Origin of the sequence: Streptomyces sp. NBC_01410, assembly GCF_045040195.1 — a bacterium.
Classification (GTDB): domain Bacteria; phylum Actinomycetota; class Actinomycetes; order Streptomycetales; family Streptomycetaceae; genus Streptomyces.
This window is the reverse complement of record NZ_CP109530.1, coordinates 7827116-7846119: the sequence shown is the minus strand read 5'-3', so window position 1 is coordinate 7846119 and position 19004 is coordinate 7827116. Positions and strand designations below refer to the sequence as shown.

Below are 19004 nucleotides of genomic sequence, written 5' to 3'. Positions count from 1 at the left end.
CCTCTACAAGGGGGTGGGTTCCGGCGTCCGCAGCCGCTCCAGCCAGGCGGAGCTGGAGGCCAGGAACATCAACTCCCCTGCCCCCAGGGCATCCTGAAGGTGACCTGGCAGGCCGGTGAGTCCGAACGGCAGTCCCTGCTCGGCCGCCAGGTTCCGCAGCGCCTGCTCGTAGACGGGGTCGGTGGGCGAGGGAAAACCCTGCTTGCGGCGCTGGACGACGGCGGGCGGCAGCAGGGTGCCGAGCGCGGATTTCAGCAGTTCCTTGTGGCGGCCTGGCGCCGTCGGGCTCTTGAGATGTTCCGGGCAGCGGAAGGCGAGTTCGGCCAGGGTGACGTCCTGGAAGACGGGCCGGTCCTCGAGTGTGTACGCCGAGGAGGTGAGGTCCACCATGTCGTTGACGTAGACGAGGAAGCGGCGCATCAGATGGTGTCTGCCGCGCTTGAGCGGGTCGAGGGTGTCCAGCGCCCGGTACTCCCTGAGCACCCTGTCCCACACCCGCTGCCTGATGTCGTCCATGTCGACGCCGAGTTCGCGTGCCAGCCACTCGATGAGTTCGCCCCACAGCGGGCGTTCGTCGCGGTGCAGGCGGTGGGTGAGGTAGTGGCGGCCGTGCACATGGGTCGCGGCCGCCGGGTCGACGACGGGGAAGTAGCCGCCGTCCTGGTAGCCCCACATCTCGTCGGCCCCGTGGCCGGAGTAGACGACGACCTGGCCCTCGGCGGAGATACGCCGGTAGAGCTGGTACATGGCGAGTTCGGCGCCGTGCAGCAGGGGCCGCATGAGCCGGTGCGCGACCTCCGGGACGAGCGTGACCGCGTCGCGGCGCGACAGTTCGCACACGGTGAGCGGGACGCCGTGGGCGCCGGACACCAGACGGGCGTGGTCGACGTCGCTGCCCGAGCCGCCGATGCCGTCCTCGTAGTGGGCGACATAGGGCGCCACCTCGACTCCGCCGGTGTGCAGCGCCGAGAAGATCGCCGAGCTGTCGACTCCGCCGCTGAGCACCGCGGCCCGGGGCACGTCGGCCACCGAACGCAGGGCGACGGAACGGTCGAAGGCGGCGCGGATCTCCTCGGCGCCGACCACCTCGTCGGACGGCTCGGGCTGCCAGTAGCGGCGCAGGCGCACCCGGGGCGCGTCCACGACCAGGTACTCGGCGGGCTGGAGCGCGCGGATGCCGGACAGCCAGGTGTGTTCGTCCGCCGCGTCCATCCGCACCCAGGAGCGCAGCACGAACTCGGCGGGGTCGACCTCCGGCCGGATCAGCCCGGTGGCGAGCAGAGCCTGGGCCTCGGAGGCGAAGAGCAGCCCGTCGTCGGTGTAGCAGTAGTGGAGCGGCTTGACGCCGAAGTGGTCGCGCGCCAGGACGGTGCGCCGGGTGCGGGTGTCGTGCCAGGCGAGCGCGAACATGCCGTCCAGGCTGCTCAGTACGGCCGCTTCGTCGGTGGCCCGGCTGACCTGTTGCAGGACGAATTCGGTGTCGCAGTGGGTACGCCGTGGCCATGACGGGGCCAGCGGTGCGCGGGAGGCGTACACCTCGCCGTTGTTGACCAGTACCAACCGCCCGTCGGGGTCTGCCATGGGCTGGTCCCCGGCGCCGGTCCGGTCCTGGACGGCGAGCCGGACGCAGGCGAGCATCGCCGCGCCCGACGGTGCCACCCAGGGGGCGCCCGCCGACTCGCCGCGGTGTGCCATCGCCCCGGTCATGGTGGTGCCGAGTGCCGCGAGCCACTGCCGCTCGCGCGGCGCGCCGAGCGGGATGAACCCTGCGATGCCGCACATGTCAGCGCCCTCCCGTGGTGACCGCCGCGGTGTCCCACACCCGGCCGAGGCGGGCCAGGGAGGTGGTGAAGCGATGCTCGATGCCGTGGTGCCCGCCGTCGTGTTCCTGGTATTCGTGCGCGATGCCGAGCTCCTGCAGCGTGGCGTGCAGCGCCCTGACGCCCCAGTGCATGTGGTAGTCGTCGCGGCGGCCGGTCTCCAGGTAGAGCAGCCGCAGCGCCCGCAGCCGTTCGGTGTGCGCGGCGGCGGTGCGTACGGGATCGTGCCGCAGCCAGCGCTCCCACACCTGGGGGCGGAAGAGCCCGGTGCGCGGATCGCAGGGCAGGGTCTGCACGGCCGGAACACGTGGCTCGGGGGCGTAGCACATGCCCATGGCCAGCAGACTCATCGCGACCATGAACGCCACGTCGTGCGGCCCGCTGTACCGGCGGGCCAGGAACTCCTCGATGCCGCCCGCTGCTTCGATCGTGTCCAGTACGCCCGGGAGCAGGGGCAGATAGCAGTGCTCGAAGCCCGCGTCGGGGGTGTGGGCGAGTACCGCGCCGAAAAGGTCGGTGTGCATGGCGGCGATCAGGGCGCCGTAGCCGCCGCTCGACTTGCCCGCGATCGCGCGCCAGGCAGGCTCGGCCCGGGTGGCGAAGCGCCGGTCCACCTCGGCGACGACCTCGGTGAGGTGGGTGAGGTAGCGGCCGCAGGCCGGGGAGTCGATGTACTGCGAACCGCCGTACGCGGTCGTGCAGTCCGGCACCACCAGGAGCGCCGCGGGGATCTCGCCGCGCGCCATGGCCGCCTGGAGCCGGCCGGCCACCGAGTCGCCGAACGCCAGCGGGCGATTGGTCAGGGTGGGGGCGGCGCCGAAGCCCGGCAGCCAGTAGACGACGGGGTGGCGCACGTCCTCCCGGTATCCCGGTGGCAGCAGCACCTCGATCCGCCGGGTGTATTGGTCCCCCAGCGGGTTGTCCCGCAGGCAGACGCTGTGGTGTTCGACGACGACGCGCCGCCCGGCCGTCTCACCCATCGCCGGGCCTGCCCAGGACCTGGTCCACATGCCGGGTGTAGTGGACGGGCTGGTGGAAGACGGCGGAGAGCAGATTGCTGTTGCTGGCCCACAGTCCGTACGAGCTGCCGTACAGCAACTCGCTGTCCAGCAGGGCCTGCAGGGTGCTCGCGGCGATCTCCGTGTAGCCGGTGTCCTGGGTGAGGTGCCGGCGGGCCGGTCCCGGTCCCAGACGGACGACGCGGCCGGTCACCGGGTCCAGGAGGTGGCTGTGGGTGGCGCCGCCGTCCTCGTCGCCGTCCTCGTGCAGCGAGATGGTGTGGGTCGCGCCGCTGTCGATGGCGCGGTACCAGAAGTCGGTGCCGACGAGGCGTTCCATCAGGTCCGCGAGCAGGTCTTCGACGCTGCGCGTCTGGCGGCCGTGGCGGTCGCGTCCGGGGGCGAACGGCGGGACGGCGGTGTCCTCGTCCAGACTCACCTCGGCGTAGACGGTATCGAAGTCGTACCCCTTGGGCGCATGGGGGCCGTTGCGCAGTTCGGCACGGCCGTCGGCGACCTCGATGATCTGTCCGGGCCCCCACAGCAGACCGTCCTTGCCCAACTCGCGCAGGCGGCCCAGCGCTTGGTAGGGGGTGAGGGGAAAAATGGTCCGGTTGCACCAGGAGTAGTCCTGATCACCGTCGCCGCTGACCTTCCAGCCGAAGGACGACGGGACGGTCAGGCCCGCGTTCAAGGTGGTCACGTAGCGGTCGAAGTTCGCGACCGCGCGGGCGCGTACGGACTCCGTGTCGGCGAGCGGGCGGCGCTCGGTGAGCACGCCCGGGGGCGACATGCTGTGCGCCGGCACGAAGGCGACATCGATCCGGGGGGCGTCGGGGCGGGCGAAGTGCCGCACGGTCGACTCGTGCAGGATCGCGTCGCCGCAGAGCATCACGGATGCCTCGCCGCTCTGCACCAGGATGCTCATCTCGGGAAAGGTGACGTCGGAGACGAAGGTGTGCAGGATTGTGTCGCCCAGGCGCAGCGTGCTGCCGGGCGTGACGGGGGTCAGCCTTTCGAAGCCGAGGCGGCGCAGGGTCCATTCGATCGCCTGGTGGCCGAGTCCTGATCCGGTGAACCGGGGCGGGACGGGTCCGACAGGAAAGACGCAGTCCGTGTCCGGCGCGCGGTGCGGGCTGTCGTCGAAGTCGACCTCGCTGTCCTGAAGGATCCGGGCCAGGGAGGGGAAGTGGTGGTGGTCGAAGTGGTGGTGGCTGAAGACGATGTGGTCCACGCCGCCGTCCAGGACGTCGAGCAGACCGTCGGGCAGGGCGGGATGGTGCTCCCAGAAGCGGTCCAGGCGCTGGGTGAGCCAGGGGTCGACCAGGATGCGCCGCTCGCCGGTCTCGATGAGGACGGCGGCATGCCCCAGGGATGTCAGCCGCATCATTCCGCCTCGTACACGCAGCGGAATCCGACCTCGTTGTGCAGATCGGTGATCAGGTCCTTGCCCCGGTAGAAGGTGGTCAGGCACACCGGCGGCGAGGTCCAGGTGCCGCCGCGCAGCACATGGAAGGCCTCCTTGCGGTTCATGAACTCCATGGGGTGGCGCCCCCGGAAGAAGGGGTCCATGTCCTCGCCGGTGTAGTAGTTGGTGCGGGTGAGCTCCCATACGTTGCCGGACATCTGGAGCACGCCGTAGGGGCTGGCGCCCGCGGGCAGGCTGTCGGAGGCGAGCACCGGGTGGGGCGGGGTGTCGTCGTGGGTCGTGGTGACCAGGAGCGCTTCCAGCTCGTCCAGGTCGGCGACGGGCTGCCCGTAGGAGCGCTCGACGTAGTTCACCCGGTCCGGCTCGAAGCCGTCCCCCCACGGGTAGGAGCGGCCGTCGGTGCCGCGGGCCGCCTTCTCCCACTGGAGCTCACTGGGCAGGGTGCCGCCGGCCCAGTTGGCGAAGGCCCAGGCGTCGTACCAGTCGAGGCCGACCACCGGCATGCCGGGCTCGTTGAAGCGGGCGTCGTGCCAGTGGGCAGGCTGGTGGTGGCGGCGCTCCTCGGGCTGGTCCGGGTGGTCGTACTCCCCCGTGTCCGAGGCCTTGTCCAGGAACTCGGCGTAGCGGGCGTTGGTGACGGTGGTCCGGTCGATGTGGAAGGCGGGCAGGGTTTCGGCACGCAGCGGGTTGTCACCCTGTTTCATACGGAAGGGCCCGCCGGCCGACGAGGCGGTACCGGCCAGGAAGGGACCGGCGGGCACCAGCACGACATCGTCGTTCAGGCGGGGGCGGCGGGCGTGCGCGGCGACACGGGCGCGCATGTCCGTGAAGTACTCGTCCTCCAGGCGGCGCAGCTCCTGAGGGTCCCGGGTGCCGAAGATGGCGAGCAGGGCACGCTTGGTGAACGCGGCCCCGCAGCCGACGGGTTTACGGGCGTAGTCGTCGCGGGCGAAATTGCTCGGCCATCCCGAGATACGGATCATGTCCGGCACGGCAGCCCGGATGCGGTGCTCGGTCACCACCTTGAGCGCGGTGAACGCCACCCAGTCCACGGGGTCGTGGGTGGCGGCGGCGACCGCGGCGGCCGCGGTCGCGTCGTCGCGGTGGTGGGCGGCGAGAAGGCGTACGGCGGCGGCGCGCACCGGCCACTGCGGGTGCTTGACCGCGAGGCCGATGAGCAGGGGGATGCCGGCCCGGTCCCGGCCGCGACGGTCGGCGAGATCCACGACGGCCTCGACCGACGCCCAGTAGCGCGCGTCGTCCGAGTGGTCCACCTCGAGAAACTCCGGCGACAGCTCCGCTGTCGCCGACGGAAGGTTGCCAACCACCAGATCTCTCCCTCAAGACGTTGTGAAGCCGCCCGCACTGTCGTACATGCGGGCGGCTTTTTAGGTATTTCGGGGTGCGTGGAACGGGTGGAGCGGAATTACCACTTCTCGATGCCCTGGCCGTTGTCACGCGACCCGATGAAGTCCTTCTCCATGAGAACCATCTCCTTCCACAAGGGGTAAGTCCAGCGACCTCAATCAGTCGCCGAGCGGAATCAGAGTGAATCCCGAGTCACCGGATCGTCAATAGCGAATTCACGGAGGCGGTACTAATGCTGGCCGATTTGCATGCTTTGATCTTGCGCTCACGCCAACCGGACGCAATATTCTCCCTGTTGAGAGCAAGGGTTGGCCGCATCGTAAGGCGCTCCCACCTGGCCGAAAATTCACCTTGGGGGCAATGACAAGTTTCGGATAGCAATGACAAATCTCGGCGGGGAGCTACAAATCTTCCCCTGCCCGACGATTCGAGGGGGCATCGGACGCTAGCGTCCGAGCGGCGGGCAGTTCAGCCGCAGCCGCACAATTGCTCTCCTTCACGAGAGCCGCGTCGTGAGAGGTACGGGGTGAACTCAGTGGCCGGTACTGGAGATCTTCCGCTGGTCCTTCTGGTGCACAGTGGCGTGCGGCAGTTCCGCGAATATCTCCTGTCGATGGCCGCCACCCATGCCCGTATCTGGCTGTTCCTGGACACCGAGCCCACGTGGGAGCTGCCGTATCTGTGCGGTCACACCGTGGTCGACCTCCACGACGCCGCCGCACTGAAGACCGCGGCCCGTTCCGTGGCGGCCCGGCACACCGTGGCCGGGGTGCTGTGCTGGAACGAGCTGCTGGTGGAGCAGAGCGCCCGGTTGCAGCGGGAGTTGGGCCTTCCCGGCTCCCCGCCCGAGGCCGTGGCGCTGTGCCGCGACAAGCACGGCACCCGCCGGGCCCTCGATGCCGCGGGCGTGCCCCAGGCCCGCTCCGTCCCGGTGGCGTCGGCGGCCGAGGCCGAGCGGGCCGCGGCCCGTATCGGATTCCCTGTGGTCGTCAAGCCGCGCGGTCTCGGGGCAAGTGTCGGAGTGAGCAGGGCCGCGTCGCCCTCGGAGGTGGCGGCGGCGTACACCGCGGCGGGAACCGTGGTCATGGCCGGTGCGCCGGACTTCGGCGGGAGCGTCCTGGTCGAGGAGTACCTGCGCGGCGAGGAGATCAGCATCGACGCGGCACTGCTCAATGGCGAGCTGACCCCGCTGTACCTCGCCCGCAAAGTCTGCGGATTCGAGCCGTACTTCGAGGAAATCGCCCACAGCGTCGACGCCGCCGACCCGCTGCTGGACGACCCCGGGCTGCTGGACGTCCTGCGGCGGGCGCACGCGGCGGTGGGCTACCACACCGGCATCACCCACACCGAGCTCAGACTCACCGCGGCCGGGCCGAAGGTGATCGAGATCAACGCCCGCCTCGGCGGGGATCTCATTCCTCTTGTGGCCTCCTTCGCCTGCGGGGTGGACCCGGGCCACTGGGCTGTCGCGATCGCCTGCGGCAGCACGCTGCCACCACCCGAGCGCCGCCGTGGTTGTGCGGCGATCCGCTTCCTCTACCCCGAAGAAGACTGTGTGGCCGCCGGCGTGCACGTGGACGCCGCGGCGCTGCCCGCGGCGGCGGTGCGGGCGCAGGCGCTCGCCGAGCCGGGCCAGGAGCTGCTGCTGCCGCCCGCCGGTCACATCATGAGCCGCTACGGCTATGTGCTCGTCACCGGGCAGAGCGCCGACGCGTGCTGGATCGAGGCCGACAAGGCGGCTCACGCCGTGCGCCTGAGCACCGCGTGACCCCGAGGGAAAGGCAGTTGCCCGCCATGACGACCGACAGCGCGAGGTCCGACTACACGAGGTTCGACACCACGACGACCGACGGCATGACCACGGACCCGGTGACGACGGACCCGGTGACGACGGCGTTTCTGCGTGAGAGCGCGGATCCGCACAGACCGCTGCACACCGTCCTCAAGGAGATCAGCCTGCCGCCCGCTCTCGCGGCGGCGGCCGGCACCCGGCTGCTCTCCCGGCCGCTCTTCGCCCCACAACAGGCAGTGGACCGAGCGGCGGCCGACACGGCAGGCGTCTTCGAGCTGATCACCTCGCTGCCGCAGCGCCTCTTCGACGGCGACCTGGACGCGTACTGCCGGGCGCTCGGCATCGACGAACGCACACAGAAGCTGATCACCCGCCTCGGCGGCGGCGCTCCGCCGATGTACGGGCGCACCGACATGAGTTTCGACGGCTGCCGATTCCGGCTCCTGGAGTTCAACATCGCCAGTGAGCTCGGGGGCATCGACCGCGCGGGCACGCTGCCCCGCCTGTGGGCACAGGCCCCGAGTTTCGCGTCCTTCGCGGCCGAGCACGCGCTGACGTATCTGGACACCGGCCGCCTGGTCGCCGAAACGCTGCGGGCAGCGGCCCGCCCGGTGGCGGGCGGGCGCACCCCGGTCGTCGCCCTGCTCGAAGCGCCGGGCGGGCTGGCGAAGTTCGGCGCCGTGTGGGAGGCGGTCGCCGAGCTGATGCGCACCGAGGAGCTGGACTTCCGCGTGGGTGAAGTGCACGCGGTCCGGAGCCGCGGGAACCGGATCACCCTGCACGGCACCGCAGTGGATCTGGTGCTGCGCTGCTTCTGCGCCGAGGAGATCCTGGCCGAGCCCGGCGGCGCGGCCATGGTGGAACCCCTCTTCCAGGCCCATGAGCAGGGCACCGTGGTGCTGTGGACGCCTCTGGAGTCCTATCTGTTCAGCAACAAGGGCGCGCTCGCGCTGCTCTCCGAGCCCGGCCTGCGCGATCGCTTCAGTACCGATGAGCTGGCACTGATCGACCGGCTGCTGCCCTGGACCAGATCGCTGCCGCACCAGGCGCGCACCAGCGCCCCGGACCTGTTCGCCGAGTGCCTGGACCGGCAGGACGAGCTGATCCTCAAACCCCGGGCGCAGTACGGCGGTTCGGGCGTGCTGGCCGGGTGGGAGACACCCGCGGACCAGTGGCGGCGCGCACTGGAATCCGTCGACGCCTCCGGCGCCGTCGTCCAGGAGCGCGCCCACACCCGCCCGGAACCCGTCCTCGATCCGGCAACCGGCCGCACCGAGGACTGGCGGACCGTGTGGAGCCTGTTCCTCACTCCCGACGGGCACGCGGGCACCTACGCCCGCGCGCTGCCCGCCCACGCGGGCGCCGTGGTGGGCATGGGCGCCGATCAACGGGCCTGCACCGCAGGCGTGTTCACGTACGAGGCCGCCGCCCGGCACGGCGACACCTCGGCAGCGGGGGTGTGACATGACACTGCTGCGGCAACCGGCGTTCCGCCGGCTGTGGGCGGCCCAGGCGGTCACCCAGTTCGGAACGCAGATCAGCATCCTCGCCCTGCCGCTGACCGCCCTGACGACCCTGAACGCCAGCGCCTTCGAGGTGAGCGCCGTTCAGGCCGTGCAGGTCGCGCCGTATCTCCTGATCGGGCTGCCCGCCGGCGCCTGGGTGGACCGGATGCCGCGCAAGCCGGTCCTCATCACGGCAGACCTCGTGCGGGCGCTGGTGCTGCTGACCGTGCCGGTCAGCCATGTGCTCGGCGTGCTCACCCTGGCGCAGCTGTACGCCGTCGGGCTGACAATCGGCGCGGCCACCGTGTTCTTCGACATCGCCTACCAGTCCTATCTGCCCGACATCCTGCCCGCCGAGGACCTCGCCGAGGGCAACTCCAAGCTGGAACTGGCCCGTTCGGGCGCGCTGGTCGGCGGGCACGCGGCGGGCGGCTGGCTGATCGGGCTGCTGCGCGGGCCCGTGGCGCTGTGCGTGGACATCGTCTCGTTCCTCTTCTCCGCCGTGATGGTGTGGCGCATCCCCGGCCGGCCCCGCCCCCCGGAGCCCGCCGCGCGCACCGGCCAGCTTCCGTGCCAGGACATCATCCAGGGCCTGAAGTTCGTCAGGCACCACCGGCTGCTGGCCCCCATCACGATCACGTCGTGCCTGACCAATCTGTCGTACGCCATGGTCTCGGCCCTGCTCGTCACGTACGCGACCCGTCAGCTGGGCTTCTCTCCGGCCCGGATCGGCCTGGTGATGGCGCTGTCCAGTGCCGGAATGGTGGGCGGAGCGCTCGCCTCCCGGCGGGCGGCGCGGCGCATCGGCACCGGGCCCACCATCGTCGCCGCCTCGCTGCTGTGCGGGGCCGGACCGCTGCTGCTGCCCGTGGCCGGGTACGCGGCGCCCCACGCCCTGCTGGTCGATGCCCTGCTGGTCGGCGGTCTGCTGATCCAGGCGGTCGGTGTGGTGGTGCTCAACGTCAATCAGGTGAGTGTGCGCCAGGCGGTCACTCCCCGACCGCTGATGGGACGGATGAACGCCACCGTGCGTTTCGTGTCCTGGGGCGCGCTGCCGGTGGGCGCGCTGCTCGGAGGCGCGCTGGCACAAGTGGTGGGACTGCACAGCGCGATGTGGCTGTCGGCGCTGGTGGGAGCCCCCGTCTTCCTCGGTCTGGCCCTCTCGGACGTGCGCCGCGTCGGCGCGGACGGCGTCACACGCAGCGAGGAGCCCGGTACATTCGCCGCGGTCGGCAGGCCACGTACACCACGATGAGGAGAACACCATGACTCTCGCTCCACCGCGCAGCCGCGAAGAGCGCCGCCGCGATGTCCTCGTCCACTTCGAGAAGGACGTCGACACCTGGGTGTCCACCGCGGACTCCGACGGCGGGCCCTATCTGGTGCCGCTGTCCTTCCTGTGGGACGGCACTTATCTCTACATCTCCACCGTGCGCACCTCGCCCACCAGCCGGAACCTTCTGGCGGGCGGCCGGGTACGGCTCGCGTTCGGCGCGACCCGCGATGTCGTCCTGGTCGAGGGCGTCGCCGAGGGTGTCCAACCGGACGACGTCGGCCCGAAGTTCGGGGACACCTTTGCGGAGAAGACCGGCTTCGATCCGCGTGAGCTGAAGACGCCGTACCAGTACTTCCGTATCAGGCCCCGGCACGTGCAGGCCTGGCGGGAGGTCAACGAACTGTCCGGGCGTGACCTCATGCAGGAGGGCAACTGGCTATGACCCACCACGTGACCGATGCCGCCGTCGGCACCCTGGAGGACAGCGGGTTCGTCCCGCTGCCCGGCCTGGTGCCGGCGGCGGGGCTCGCCCGGCTGCGCCGCGCCGCCGCGCAGCTGCGTAAGGAAGCCGCCCACCTTGACTCCTCGGCCGGGGACTTCGTACTGGAGGCGGCGGGCGTCGGCGGGTGGGTGGCCTGGCAGCAGGGCGATCCGCAGGTCGCCGGGCTGCTGCGCTCGGTGAGCCGTGCCCACCACTACGCGCCGGACCTGGCCGCGCTGCAGGCCGAACTGGACCTGCCCGAGGACCTGGTGCCCCAGCTGGTGGGCGCGCCGGGAGTCCTGGTGAACTCCTTCCTGTGGGCCAAGCCGCCCCGGCTGGGCTCGGAGAAGCCGTGGCACCAGGACATGGCGTTCGCTCCCGAAGAGTTCGACACCGAAGCGCACAGCGTGGTCACGGTCTGGGTGGCGGTGGAGGAGGCGACCGAGGCCAACGGCTGTCTGCAGTTCATTTCCGGCTCCCACCGGCACGGCCTGTTCGAGCACCGCGGCGACAGCGAACGACGCCCCGGCGAGCCACCCCTCGCGGACGCCGTAGAACCCCATGTCGACCCGGCCCGGGTGCTGCCCGCATCCGCCCCCGTGTCGGTGCCCCTGCCACCCGGTTCGGCGGTCGCCTTCGACGGGATGATGCTGCACCGCTCCGCCCCCAACTCGACGGTCGGCGAGCCCCGTACGGCGATCAGCTTCGTCTACCGGGTGCCGAGGCCGGTCTGGTCCCACCCCGACCGCCGGAGGTAGTGACATGCCCGTGCACACCATGAACGAGCGGGTCGCCGTCGTCGTCGACGGCTACTCCACGGGAGCGCTGTACGCGCCCGCATTCGCCGCGTACGGAATCGGCACGGTGCACGTGGAGAACCGGGCGGAGCGCGCCGGAACCTTCCGCGCCACGTACGCCCCGGAGACCTACCGGGCGGAGTACTCCTTCGACGGTGACTGGGAGACGCTGCTGCGCTCCCTGGGGCGGCATCACATCGGGTGGGTCGCCGCGGGCACCGAATCGGGTGTGGAGCTCGCCGACAAGCTCGCCGACGAGCTGGGCCTCACGACCAACAACGAGACATCCTCCTCGGCCGCGCGCCGGGACAAGCTTCGGATGCAGCGGGCAGTCGCCGACGCCGGTGTGCCGGCCGCCTGGCACGCCGCGGTCACCACCGCCGAGGAGGCGTACGCGGTGACCGCCGGACACGGCGGCGGGCCGGTCGTCGTCAAACCCCTGCGCAGCGCGGGCACGGACGGCGTGTTCTGCTGTACGAGCCCGCAGGAGGCCGCAGCCGCCGCGGACAAGCTCCTGGGCAGCCGCAGCGTGTACGGCCAGACCAACGCGGCCGTACTCGTGCAGGAGTATCTGCACGGTGACGAATACATGGTCAACTGCCTTTCCGCGGACGGGCAGCACACCGTCACGGAGATCTGGCGCTCCGTCAAAACCGTGCTGGCGGGCGCGCCCGTGTACGACTACATCGATCTGGTCCCGCCCCAGAACCCCGACGCGCAGCGCGTCGCGGCGTACGTACGAGACGTCCTGGACGCGCTGGGGACCCGCTGGGGTCCCTCCCACACCGAGGTCATCAACACCGCCGCCGGGCCCCGGCTGGTCGAGAGCGCGGCCCGCCCGCAGGGCACCATCGACGTGTCGGCGGTGACCCGGGCGACCGGCCGCAACCCGGTGGCCAACACCGTGCACGCCATGCTCGTCCCCGATCTCTACGCCTCCAGGCGGCTGCCCACCGCGCCGCTCGCCGAGGCCCGAGGTGTGAGCTTCATCTGCCCGAGCAGTGGACGGCTGCGCCGGGACCTGGACTGGTCCCGGCTGCGGACCCTGCCCTCGTACCACAGCATGCTCGCTCCGGCCGGACGCGCGGGTGAGTTCGTCCGTCGCACCAAGGACCTGTTCACCCGGCCCGGCGCCGTCTATCTGATCCATCGGGACCGTTCGGTGGTGGAGCGGGATCACGCCACCATCCGGCAGTGGGAACGCGACGGCTTCTACGACATCGAGGTCGACGACTGAACAGCAGGGCGGTTCCCGTCCGCGGCGAACAGATCGGTCTGTACGTGGACTTGGGGCCGGCCGTAGGCGATCCGCCGGGTGATCCGCGCGCCGAGCGGTGTGCGTGTGACGAGCCGCGCGGCGCGGGCCCGCAGGAAGGCGGCGAGTGGTCCGCCGTGGCCGAAGAAGGCGGCGGCCTGGAGGCGCTGCATCCGCAGGACCGCATCGGCGGCGGGCCCACGGGCCGCCTCGAAGGCGGCGAGGCGCGCCTGTGAGCAGTCCCCGGCGGCGAGGGCGGCGACGAGCAGCGGATGCAGGACGGCGGCGTCCTGCAGGGCCTGGTTGATGCCCTGGGCGCCGAGCGGGCCGTGGGTGTGCGCGCTGTCCCCGGCCAGCACCAGGCCGTCGCGCACCCACTGACCGGCGCGGGCGGCGAAGACGTCGAGCAGCGTGAGGTCGGACAGCTGTGTGAGATGTTCGTCGATCAGGTCGGCCAAGTACGGCAGGGCGGCGGCCAGTTCGCGCCGGATGTCGCCGATGCCGCGCGCGGCGGCCTGCTGCCAGGTGTGGTGAGGCAGCGTCCAGCCGATCCTGAGCCGGTCGGGCCAGCAGTCGTGGACGAGTACCGCGGCGGTTCCCGCCCGGTGCACCCGCACCCGGCCGGTCGTGCGGCCGGCGGCCGGCAGCGCGAACCACACCACGTCCTGGTCGAAGGCCTCGGTGCGCCCGGACGCGATCCCGGCGAGCTGCCGGGTCTTGGAGAACCGTCCGTCGCAGCCCACGACCACCTGGGCGCGCACGGTGGTGCGCCGCCCGCCGGGCCCGCTCACCACGGCTCCCCCAACCGCGCCGCTCTCCTCCGTGTGCAGCAGGCTGCTGATGCGGTGTCCGCCCAGGTAGTGGAAGCCGGGCAGTCGGCGGCACCGGGTCAGCAGTTCGTCGAGCAGATGGCGCTGAGGAAGGGCGAGCAGCCGGTTGTACGGTGCGTCGAGCCGGCGGTAGTCGATGTCCAGGAGCAGCCTGTCCCTCTCCAGGACCTGGAATCCGTCCAGGGCCACCGCGCCGCGGCCCCGGGCCGCCTCCAGCACCCCCAGCTGGTCCAGGATGCGCTGGCCGCCGGGCTGCAGGATCTCCCCGTGGAAGTCGCGGCCCGCCGATGGCGAGCGCTCCACCAGCACGACCCTCACCCCCGACCGCAGCAGCATCAGGGTCAGGGCGAGACCTGCCGGGCCCGCGCCGACGACCACAGCGTCGGTGTCCAGCGTGTCCGTGCCGCGGGCGGCCAGGGCGCGGTTGACGAGGTCGAGGTACTGGCGGGGAGTCTCGGCCTCGTCGATGGCCTCCTCGTCGAGGCCGATCCCGTACTCGTCCTCGATCCGGGCGGTGGTCTGCAGGATCGCCAGCGAGTCGTATCCGAGGTCGAAGAACGGCACGTCGAGCATGCCCTCGTCCAGGTCCCCGGCCTCCCCCTCCCCCGCGCCCGCGCATGCGCGCAGCAGGGCGGTCAGGTCCGACAGGTTGAACGGTGCCACGGTGGCCTCTCTTCCTGCGTGCTCGGCACGCTCGTGGTGCCTGGAGGGGTGTGCTGAGGGATGTCCGGCGGGGTGTCAGCCCGGGCCGCGTACGACGGCCGCGGAGTTGAACCCGCCCCTGCCGCGGGCCAGGACCAGCGCGCAGCGCAGCACGCCGCCGCGCCGGGGCTCGCCGATCACGAGGTCCAGCGGGCAGTCGTCCGCGGTGCGTTCGGTCGCGGTGGTCGGTGGCACCACGCCGTCGCGCAGGGCGAACAGGGCGGCGGCCAGATCGAGGGAGGAGCCACCTGCCAGCAGGCGACCGGTCATGGTCTTGGGTGCGGTGACCGGGACGCCGTACGGGCCGAACAGCGCGCAGATCGCCTCCGCCTCGGCGCGGTCGGCGCCCCGCTCGCCTGCCGCGTCGGCGAACACGACGTCGATGTCGGCGGGGCTCACTCCGGCGTCGGACAGGGCCAGTTCGGCCGCCGCGCGCAGCCGGGGCACGCCCGGCCCGTCGAAGGTGGCCGCGCATCCGGCGACGGTTCCGTAGCCTGCCGCTCCCCGGGCCTGTGCGGTCTCGGCGTCTTCGAGGACCATCAGCGCGCCGCCCTCACCCAGGACATGCCCGCTGGCATCCGGGGCGAACGGCCGGTAGGCGCGGGCCGGTTCGGCGACGGTGCTCAGGGAGCCGGCCGCCAGGTGCGCGGCCCAGGCCCACGGGCACAGCGCCGAGTCGACGCCACCGGCCAGCATCAGGCGTGAGCCGTTACGCAGCTGCCTGCGGGCCTGAGCCACGGCGTCCAGGCCGCCCGCCTGCTCGGTGACGACGGCGCCGCCGGGGCCGTGCAGCTGGTGCCGGACGGCGAGCTGGCCGGCGCCGGCCGCGGGGAACCAGGTGCTCGTGTGGTAGACGCTGACATGCCGTCGCCCTTTGCTCCACAGCGCCTGGAGCTCGCTCTGGCCGAGTTCGATACCGCCTGCGGAACCGGCCGTGACGACACCGGCGTTGCTGTCGGCCGACAGGGCGGGGGCGGCGTCCGCGTCGGCCAGTGCCTCGGCCGCCACGGCGAGCGTGAGCCGGGTGATCCGGTCGGTGGCCGGCAGCAGCCGGGCGGGAACATGGTCCTCGTCGACGAATCCGTCGATCTCGCCAGCGACCCGTACCGGATACTCGTCGGCGTCGAATCGGGTGAGGGGCCCGATGCCGCTCTCGCCGCGCAGCACCGCGGCCCACCAGGCGCGGGCGCCCAGGCCGTTGGGGGCGGCGACCCCGATCCCGGTGACGAGGGCGACGGGCCGGCGCGTACGGGCGCTCATGGGGCCGCTGCCGGACGCGGGCGGGTGAGGACCACGGCGCTATGGAATCCGCCGAAGCCGCTCCCGACGCCGAGGACCGTGTCGGTGCGCTGCTCGCGGGCGGTCAGCGGGGTGTAGTCGAGGTCGCAGGCCGGGTCGGGGTCGTGCAGATTGGCGGTGGGCGGCACCACACCGTGCTCGATGGTCAGCGCGCTCGCCGTCACGTCGAGGGAGCCGGCCGCCCCGAGGGCGTGGCCGATCATCGACTTGATGGAGCTGACGGGGATGCGGTAGGCGTACGGGCCGAAGCTGCGTTTGAGGGCCTCGGTCTCGTACACGTCGTTCTGCCGGGTGCCCGCACCGTGGGCGCTGATGTAGTCGACATCGCCGGGGTCGATCCGCGCCTGGTCGAGGGCGGCCCGGATCGTCCGCGCCAGTTCGTGGCCACCCGGGCGCAGCCCGGTCATGTGGTAGGCGCTGTTGCGCCGGGCGAACCCGGCGATCTCGGCGTACATCCTCGCGCCGCGGCGGCGCGCGTGCTCGAACTCCTCAAGGATCAGCACGGCCGCTCCCTCCCCGAGCACGAAGCCGTCACGCGTCCGGTCGAAGGGGCGCGAGGCGGTCTGTGGCTCGTCGTTGCGCCGGCTGGTCACCTTCAGCGCGTCGAAACCGGCCACGGTGATCGGGGCGATGGGCGCCTCGGTGCCACCGGCGATCATGACGTCGGTGCTGTCCTCGCGGATCAGGGCGGCCGCGTGCCCGAGGGAGTCCAGACCCGAGGTACAGCCGTTGGAGAACAGCGTGACGGGCCCCTGCGCGCCGCAGTCGAGGGCCACTTCGGCCGCCAGCGAGCTGGGCACGAGGTAGTCGAGCAGGTGCGGCACAGCGCGGGTGTGGTCGACGTGCCAGGTGGATCCGCAGTCGCTGACGACGGCGTACTCGGTGCTCAGGCCCGTGACGCAGCCGGCCGCGCTGCCGAGCGCGACCCCGGTGCGCAGTGGATCCCCCATGCGGTCCAGACCGCTGTCGGCGATCGCCTCACGCGCGCTGACAAGGGCGAACTGGGCCGCCCTGTCCAGCCGTTCGGTCTCTTGGGGGCTGAAGTGGTGCTCGACCGGGTCGAAATCGGCCTCGGCGGCGATACGGGAACGGTAGGGGGTGGGGTCGAAGAGCGTGATGGCGCGGGTGGCGGTGCGGCCCGCGGTGAGCAGCGACCAGAAGTCCTTGGTGCCCACCGCGCCGGGCGCGACCACACCCAGGCCGGTGACGACAACGCGCCTCATCGCCCCTCCCCCATGCCTGCCCCCGCGCCGCCCGTTCGGTCGGGCGGATTCACGCCGCGTACAGGTCGAAGGTCGAGGAGCGCCTGGGACCCGCGACGACGTCCAGCATCGGGTCGACGGCCAGGATCGCCTGGTGCAGCCGCTGGAGTTGGGGGGAGGGCTCCACGCCCAGGTCCTCGATCAGCCGCCTGCGCAGGCGGCGGTAGACGTCGAGCGCGGAGGCCTGCCGGCCGGAGCGGTAGAGCGCCACCATGGCCTGCGAGTGCAGTCCTTCGTGCTGTGGGTGACGGGCAATCAGGTCGGTGAGTTCGGCGATGAGTTCGCCGTGCCGGCCGAGCCGCAGGTCGGCGTCGATGCGGCGTTCCCGGGCGACGAGGCGGCTCTCCTCCAGCCGGGTCACCTCGATCTCCAGGATCGGGCCGACGCGTACGTCCACGAGCGCGGGCCCCTCCCACAGGTCGAGGGCTTCGCGCAGGCAGCGGGCGGCCGCGCGGTCATCGCCCTCTTCGAATGCGTCCTGGCCCTGGGCCAACAGGCTTTCGTACTGGTGCACATCCACTGCCTCGGACGGGATCTGCAGCAGATAGCCGCCGTAGCGGGTGGCGAGTACGTCCTTCGCGGAGCCCGGAGCATCGGGCCCCATGGCCGTCCCGAGCCGCCGGCGCAGCTGCAGGATGTAGGTCTGCAGGGTGGTCAGGGCGCTGGGTGGAAGGTCCGTGTTCCATATCTCCTCCATGAGGGTCGGAACCGGCATGACCCGTCCGGGGTACAGGGCGAGCAGGGCCAGTATCTGGCGGGGCTTGCCGGCGGTCGGAACGATCGAGACTCCGTTGACCTCGGCACTCAGTGGACCCAGAACCTTCATCTTCACGATTTCCTCCGTACCTGGCCGGCCTCCGCCGTTTCGAGCCGGTATCCGGAGAAGCACCGTAACCGTGTTCGACAGCAATCCCTGTTGCACTCCGCTGCGTTTCGAGCCGTTCTCCGGCGGTGTGGCCGCCTCCGTTTCCCGCCGCGCGACGCGTGTCCTGAACGAGACTCAAGAAACGTTTCATGGTGCGCTGAGCAGCACTGGTGTCAGCACCGGACAGTGCGCGCGGCATCTATGGTCCGTACGGCCAGGAGTTGCGCGTCATGAATTCCAGGAATCTTTCAGGCGGATCACCGGACGGATCTTTCACGGAATTCGATACCGGCTTCTTTTCTTCTGCGAGAGGAGGGGAGAGATGGAGTTTCGCATCCTCGGTCCGGTGGAGATCCATGACGAACGCACCGGTGTGCGGATCGCTCTGACGGGAGCCAAACAGCGGGCGCTGCTGGGCGCGCTGATCGTGAAGAGAGGGCAGGTGGTGTCGGCGCACCGGCTCATCGACGAGCTGTGGGGCCACACCCCTCCGGCGAACGCGACCAATGCGCTGCAGGCTCATGTGCTGCGGCTGCGGCGGCTGTTGCCGGTTCCGGTGCCGGGTTCGGGTGAGCCGCACCACGAGTGGATCGTGACCCGCTCGATGGGCTATGTGCTGCGCGCGGGCCGGGCCGGTACCGATGCCGGGCAGTTCCACCAGCTGGCAGCCGAAGGACGCGCTCGCGCCGTGGCGGACCCCGAGCGGGCGGCCGGCCTGCTGCGCAGGGCGCTGGCGCTGTGGCGGGGTACGGCGCTGGAGGGCGCCGGGCGCGGGGACATCTGCTCGGCCGAGGCCGCCCAGCTGGAGGAGGGGCGGCTGACGGTGCTGGAGACGCTGTACGACGTGTCTCTGCGCGCGGGACGGCACGGTGAGATCACCGGTGAGCTGGAGGAGCTGACGGCCGATCACCCGATGCGGGAACGCTTCTACGACCTGCTCATGACCGCGCTGTACCGGTGCGGCCGGCAGGCGGAGGCTCTGAGTGTGTACGACCGGGCGCGCAAGCGGCTGGTGCTCGAGCTGGGGGTGGAGCCCGGGCCCGCGCTGCGCGGCCGGATGGAGGCGATCCTCCACCACGATCCGGGCCTGGACGCACCGGCGTACGGCGGGCAGGTCGCCACCGTCCACCGGCTTCCCGGCTCCCTCGATGACACCGGCTCACCTGCCGCGGCAGGCTTGGGGGCGAGCGTGCTGAGTCTGAGCGACGAGATCGCGCGCTTACGCAGCCACGTGGAGCGGCTCTCGCGCGAACAGCAGCATCTGATGCACCGCTTCGACCAGTTGAGCGCCCCGCCGGCGGCGGGACAGTGAACGGCCCCACGCG

The 19004-nt window shown here is 71.3% G+C and carries 15 protein-coding genes; 7 read left to right on the top strand and 8 right to left on the bottom strand.

Features of this window, described 5'->3' with window-relative positions:
* Window positions 1–3 precede the first annotated feature (3 nt).
* The 4 genes from OG741_RS35640 to OG741_RS35625 are packed head-to-tail and all read right to left on the bottom strand — an operon-like array spanning window position 4 to window position 5575.
* Complete coding sequence (locus OG741_RS35640) at window positions 4–1782, bottom strand: asparagine synthetase B family protein (protein ID WP_405604635.1); 1779 nt, start codon at window positions 1780–1782, stop codon at window positions 4–6.
* Window position 1783: 1 nt separating this feature from the next.
* On the bottom strand, window positions 1784–2800 hold the full coding sequence (locus OG741_RS35635; protein WP_405604633.1) for an alpha/beta hydrolase-fold protein: 1017 nt from the start codon (window positions 2798–2800) through the stop codon (window positions 1784–1786).
* On the bottom strand, window positions 2793–4205 hold the full coding sequence (locus OG741_RS35630) for an MBL fold metallo-hydrolase (RefSeq protein WP_405604631.1): 1413 nt from the start codon (window positions 4203–4205) through the stop codon (window positions 2793–2795). The genes OG741_RS35635 and OG741_RS35630 overlap by 8 nt, the downstream gene beginning before the upstream one ends.
* Window positions 4205–5575, bottom strand: a complete 1371-nt coding sequence (locus OG741_RS35625) for a formylglycine-generating enzyme family protein (protein ID WP_405604629.1) — start codon at window positions 5573–5575, stop codon at window positions 4205–4207. The genes OG741_RS35630 and OG741_RS35625 overlap by 1 nt, the downstream gene beginning before the upstream one ends.
* 575 nt (window positions 5576–6150) lie before the next feature.
* Here OG741_RS35625 and OG741_RS35620 point away from each other — a divergent pair.
* Genes OG741_RS35620 through OG741_RS35595 form a run of 6 tightly spaced genes read left to right on the top strand, consistent with a single transcriptional unit; the run spans window position 6151 to window position 12703 of the window.
* Window positions 6151–7383, top strand: coding sequence for an acetyl-CoA carboxylase biotin carboxylase subunit family protein (locus tag OG741_RS35620; protein WP_405604627.1), 1233 nt, complete (start codon window positions 6151–6153; stop codon window positions 7381–7383).
* Between the two features lie 26 nt (window positions 7384–7409).
* Window positions 7410–8870, top strand: coding sequence for a hypothetical protein (locus OG741_RS35615; RefSeq protein WP_405604625.1), 1461 nt, complete (start codon window positions 7410–7412; stop codon window positions 8868–8870).
* Between the two features lies 1 nt (window position 8871).
* The gene (locus OG741_RS35610) at window positions 8872–10167 is read left to right on the top strand and encodes an MFS transporter (protein ID WP_405604623.1); all 1296 of its coding nucleotides are present in this window, start codon (window positions 8872–8874) and stop codon (window positions 10165–10167) included.
* 10 nt (window positions 10168–10177) lie between these two features.
* On the top strand, window positions 10178–10630 hold the full coding sequence (locus OG741_RS35605; protein ID WP_405604621.1) for a pyridoxamine 5'-phosphate oxidase family protein: 453 nt from the start codon (window positions 10178–10180) through the stop codon (window positions 10628–10630).
* A complete protein-coding gene (locus OG741_RS35600; protein WP_405604619.1) occupies window positions 10627–11427 on the top strand; it encodes a phytanoyl-CoA dioxygenase family protein in 801 nt (266 codons plus the stop codon). Before OG741_RS35605 ends, OG741_RS35600 begins: the two co-directional genes overlap by 4 nt.
* 4 nt (window positions 11428–11431) lie before the next feature.
* On the top strand, window positions 11432–12703 hold the full coding sequence (locus tag OG741_RS35595) for an ATP-grasp domain-containing protein (RefSeq protein WP_405604617.1): 1272 nt from the start codon (window positions 11432–11434) through the stop codon (window positions 12701–12703).
* Here OG741_RS35595 and OG741_RS35590 read toward each other — a convergent pair.
* From OG741_RS35590 to OG741_RS35575, 4 genes are all read right to left on the bottom strand, one after another.
* Complete coding sequence (locus OG741_RS35590) at window positions 12679–14214, bottom strand: FAD-dependent monooxygenase (protein WP_405604615.1); 1536 nt, start codon at window positions 14212–14214, stop codon at window positions 12679–12681. The two genes, OG741_RS35595 and OG741_RS35590, sit on opposite strands and share 25 nt — an antisense overlap.
* 75 nt (window positions 14215–14289) lie before the next feature.
* The gene (locus tag OG741_RS35585) at window positions 14290–15513 is read right to left on the bottom strand and encodes a beta-ketoacyl synthase N-terminal-like domain-containing protein (protein ID WP_405604613.1); all 1224 of its coding nucleotides are present in this window, start codon (window positions 15511–15513) and stop codon (window positions 14290–14292) included.
* Window positions 15510–16775, bottom strand: a complete 1266-nt coding sequence (locus tag OG741_RS35580; RefSeq protein WP_405604611.1) for a beta-ketoacyl-[acyl-carrier-protein] synthase family protein — start codon at window positions 16773–16775, stop codon at window positions 15510–15512. The genes OG741_RS35585 and OG741_RS35580 overlap by 4 nt, the downstream gene beginning before the upstream one ends.
* A 49-nt stretch (window positions 16776–16824) precedes the next feature.
* Window positions 16825–17646, bottom strand: coding sequence for a BTAD domain-containing putative transcriptional regulator (locus tag OG741_RS35575; protein ID WP_405604609.1), 822 nt, complete (start codon window positions 17644–17646; stop codon window positions 16825–16827).
* A 355-nt stretch (window positions 17647–18001) separates the two neighbouring features.
* On the opposite strand from OG741_RS35575, the gene OG741_RS35570 reads away from it, so the two are divergent.
* Window positions 18002–18991, top strand: a complete 990-nt coding sequence (locus tag OG741_RS35570) for a BTAD domain-containing putative transcriptional regulator (protein ID WP_405604607.1) — start codon at window positions 18002–18004, stop codon at window positions 18989–18991.
* Window positions 18992–19004 lie beyond the last annotated feature (13 nt).

What these genes read in the sequence shown, in the direction of transcription:
- OG741_RS35640 (WP_405604635.1), bottom strand. Translation starts at nt 1,782, where the DNA reads ATGTGCGGCATCGCAGGGTTCATCCCGCTCGGCGCGCCGCGCGAGCGG.
- OG741_RS35635 (WP_405604633.1), bottom strand. Translation starts at nt 2,800, where the DNA reads ATGGGTGAGACGGCCGGGCGGCGCGTCGTCGTCGAACACCACAGCGTC.
- OG741_RS35630 (WP_405604631.1), bottom strand. Translation starts at nt 4,205, where the DNA reads ATGCGGCTGACATCCCTGGGGCATGCCGCCGTCCTCATCGAGACCGGC.
- OG741_RS35615 (WP_405604625.1), top strand. Translation starts at nt 7,410, where the DNA reads ATGACGACCGACAGCGCGAGGTCCGACTACACGAGGTTCGACACCACG.
- OG741_RS35610 (WP_405604623.1), top strand. Translation starts at nt 8,872, where the DNA reads ATGACACTGCTGCGGCAACCGGCGTTCCGCCGGCTGTGGGCGGCCCAG.
- OG741_RS35605 (WP_405604621.1), top strand. Translation starts at nt 10,178, where the DNA reads ATGACTCTCGCTCCACCGCGCAGCCGCGAAGAGCGCCGCCGCGATGTC.
- OG741_RS35600 (WP_405604619.1), top strand. Translation starts at nt 10,627, where the DNA reads ATGACCCACCACGTGACCGATGCCGCCGTCGGCACCCTGGAGGACAGC.
- OG741_RS35595 (WP_405604617.1), top strand. Translation starts at nt 11,432, where the DNA reads ATGCCCGTGCACACCATGAACGAGCGGGTCGCCGTCGTCGTCGACGGC.
- OG741_RS35585 (WP_405604613.1), bottom strand. Translation starts at nt 15,513, where the DNA reads ATGAGCGCCCGTACGCGCCGGCCCGTCGCCCTCGTCACCGGGATCGGG.
- OG741_RS35580 (WP_405604611.1), bottom strand. Translation starts at nt 16,775, where the DNA reads ATGAGGCGCGTTGTCGTCACCGGCCTGGGTGTGGTCGCGCCCGGCGCG.
- OG741_RS35570 (WP_405604607.1), top strand. Translation starts at nt 18,002, where the DNA reads ATGGAGTTTCGCATCCTCGGTCCGGTGGAGATCCATGACGAACGCACC.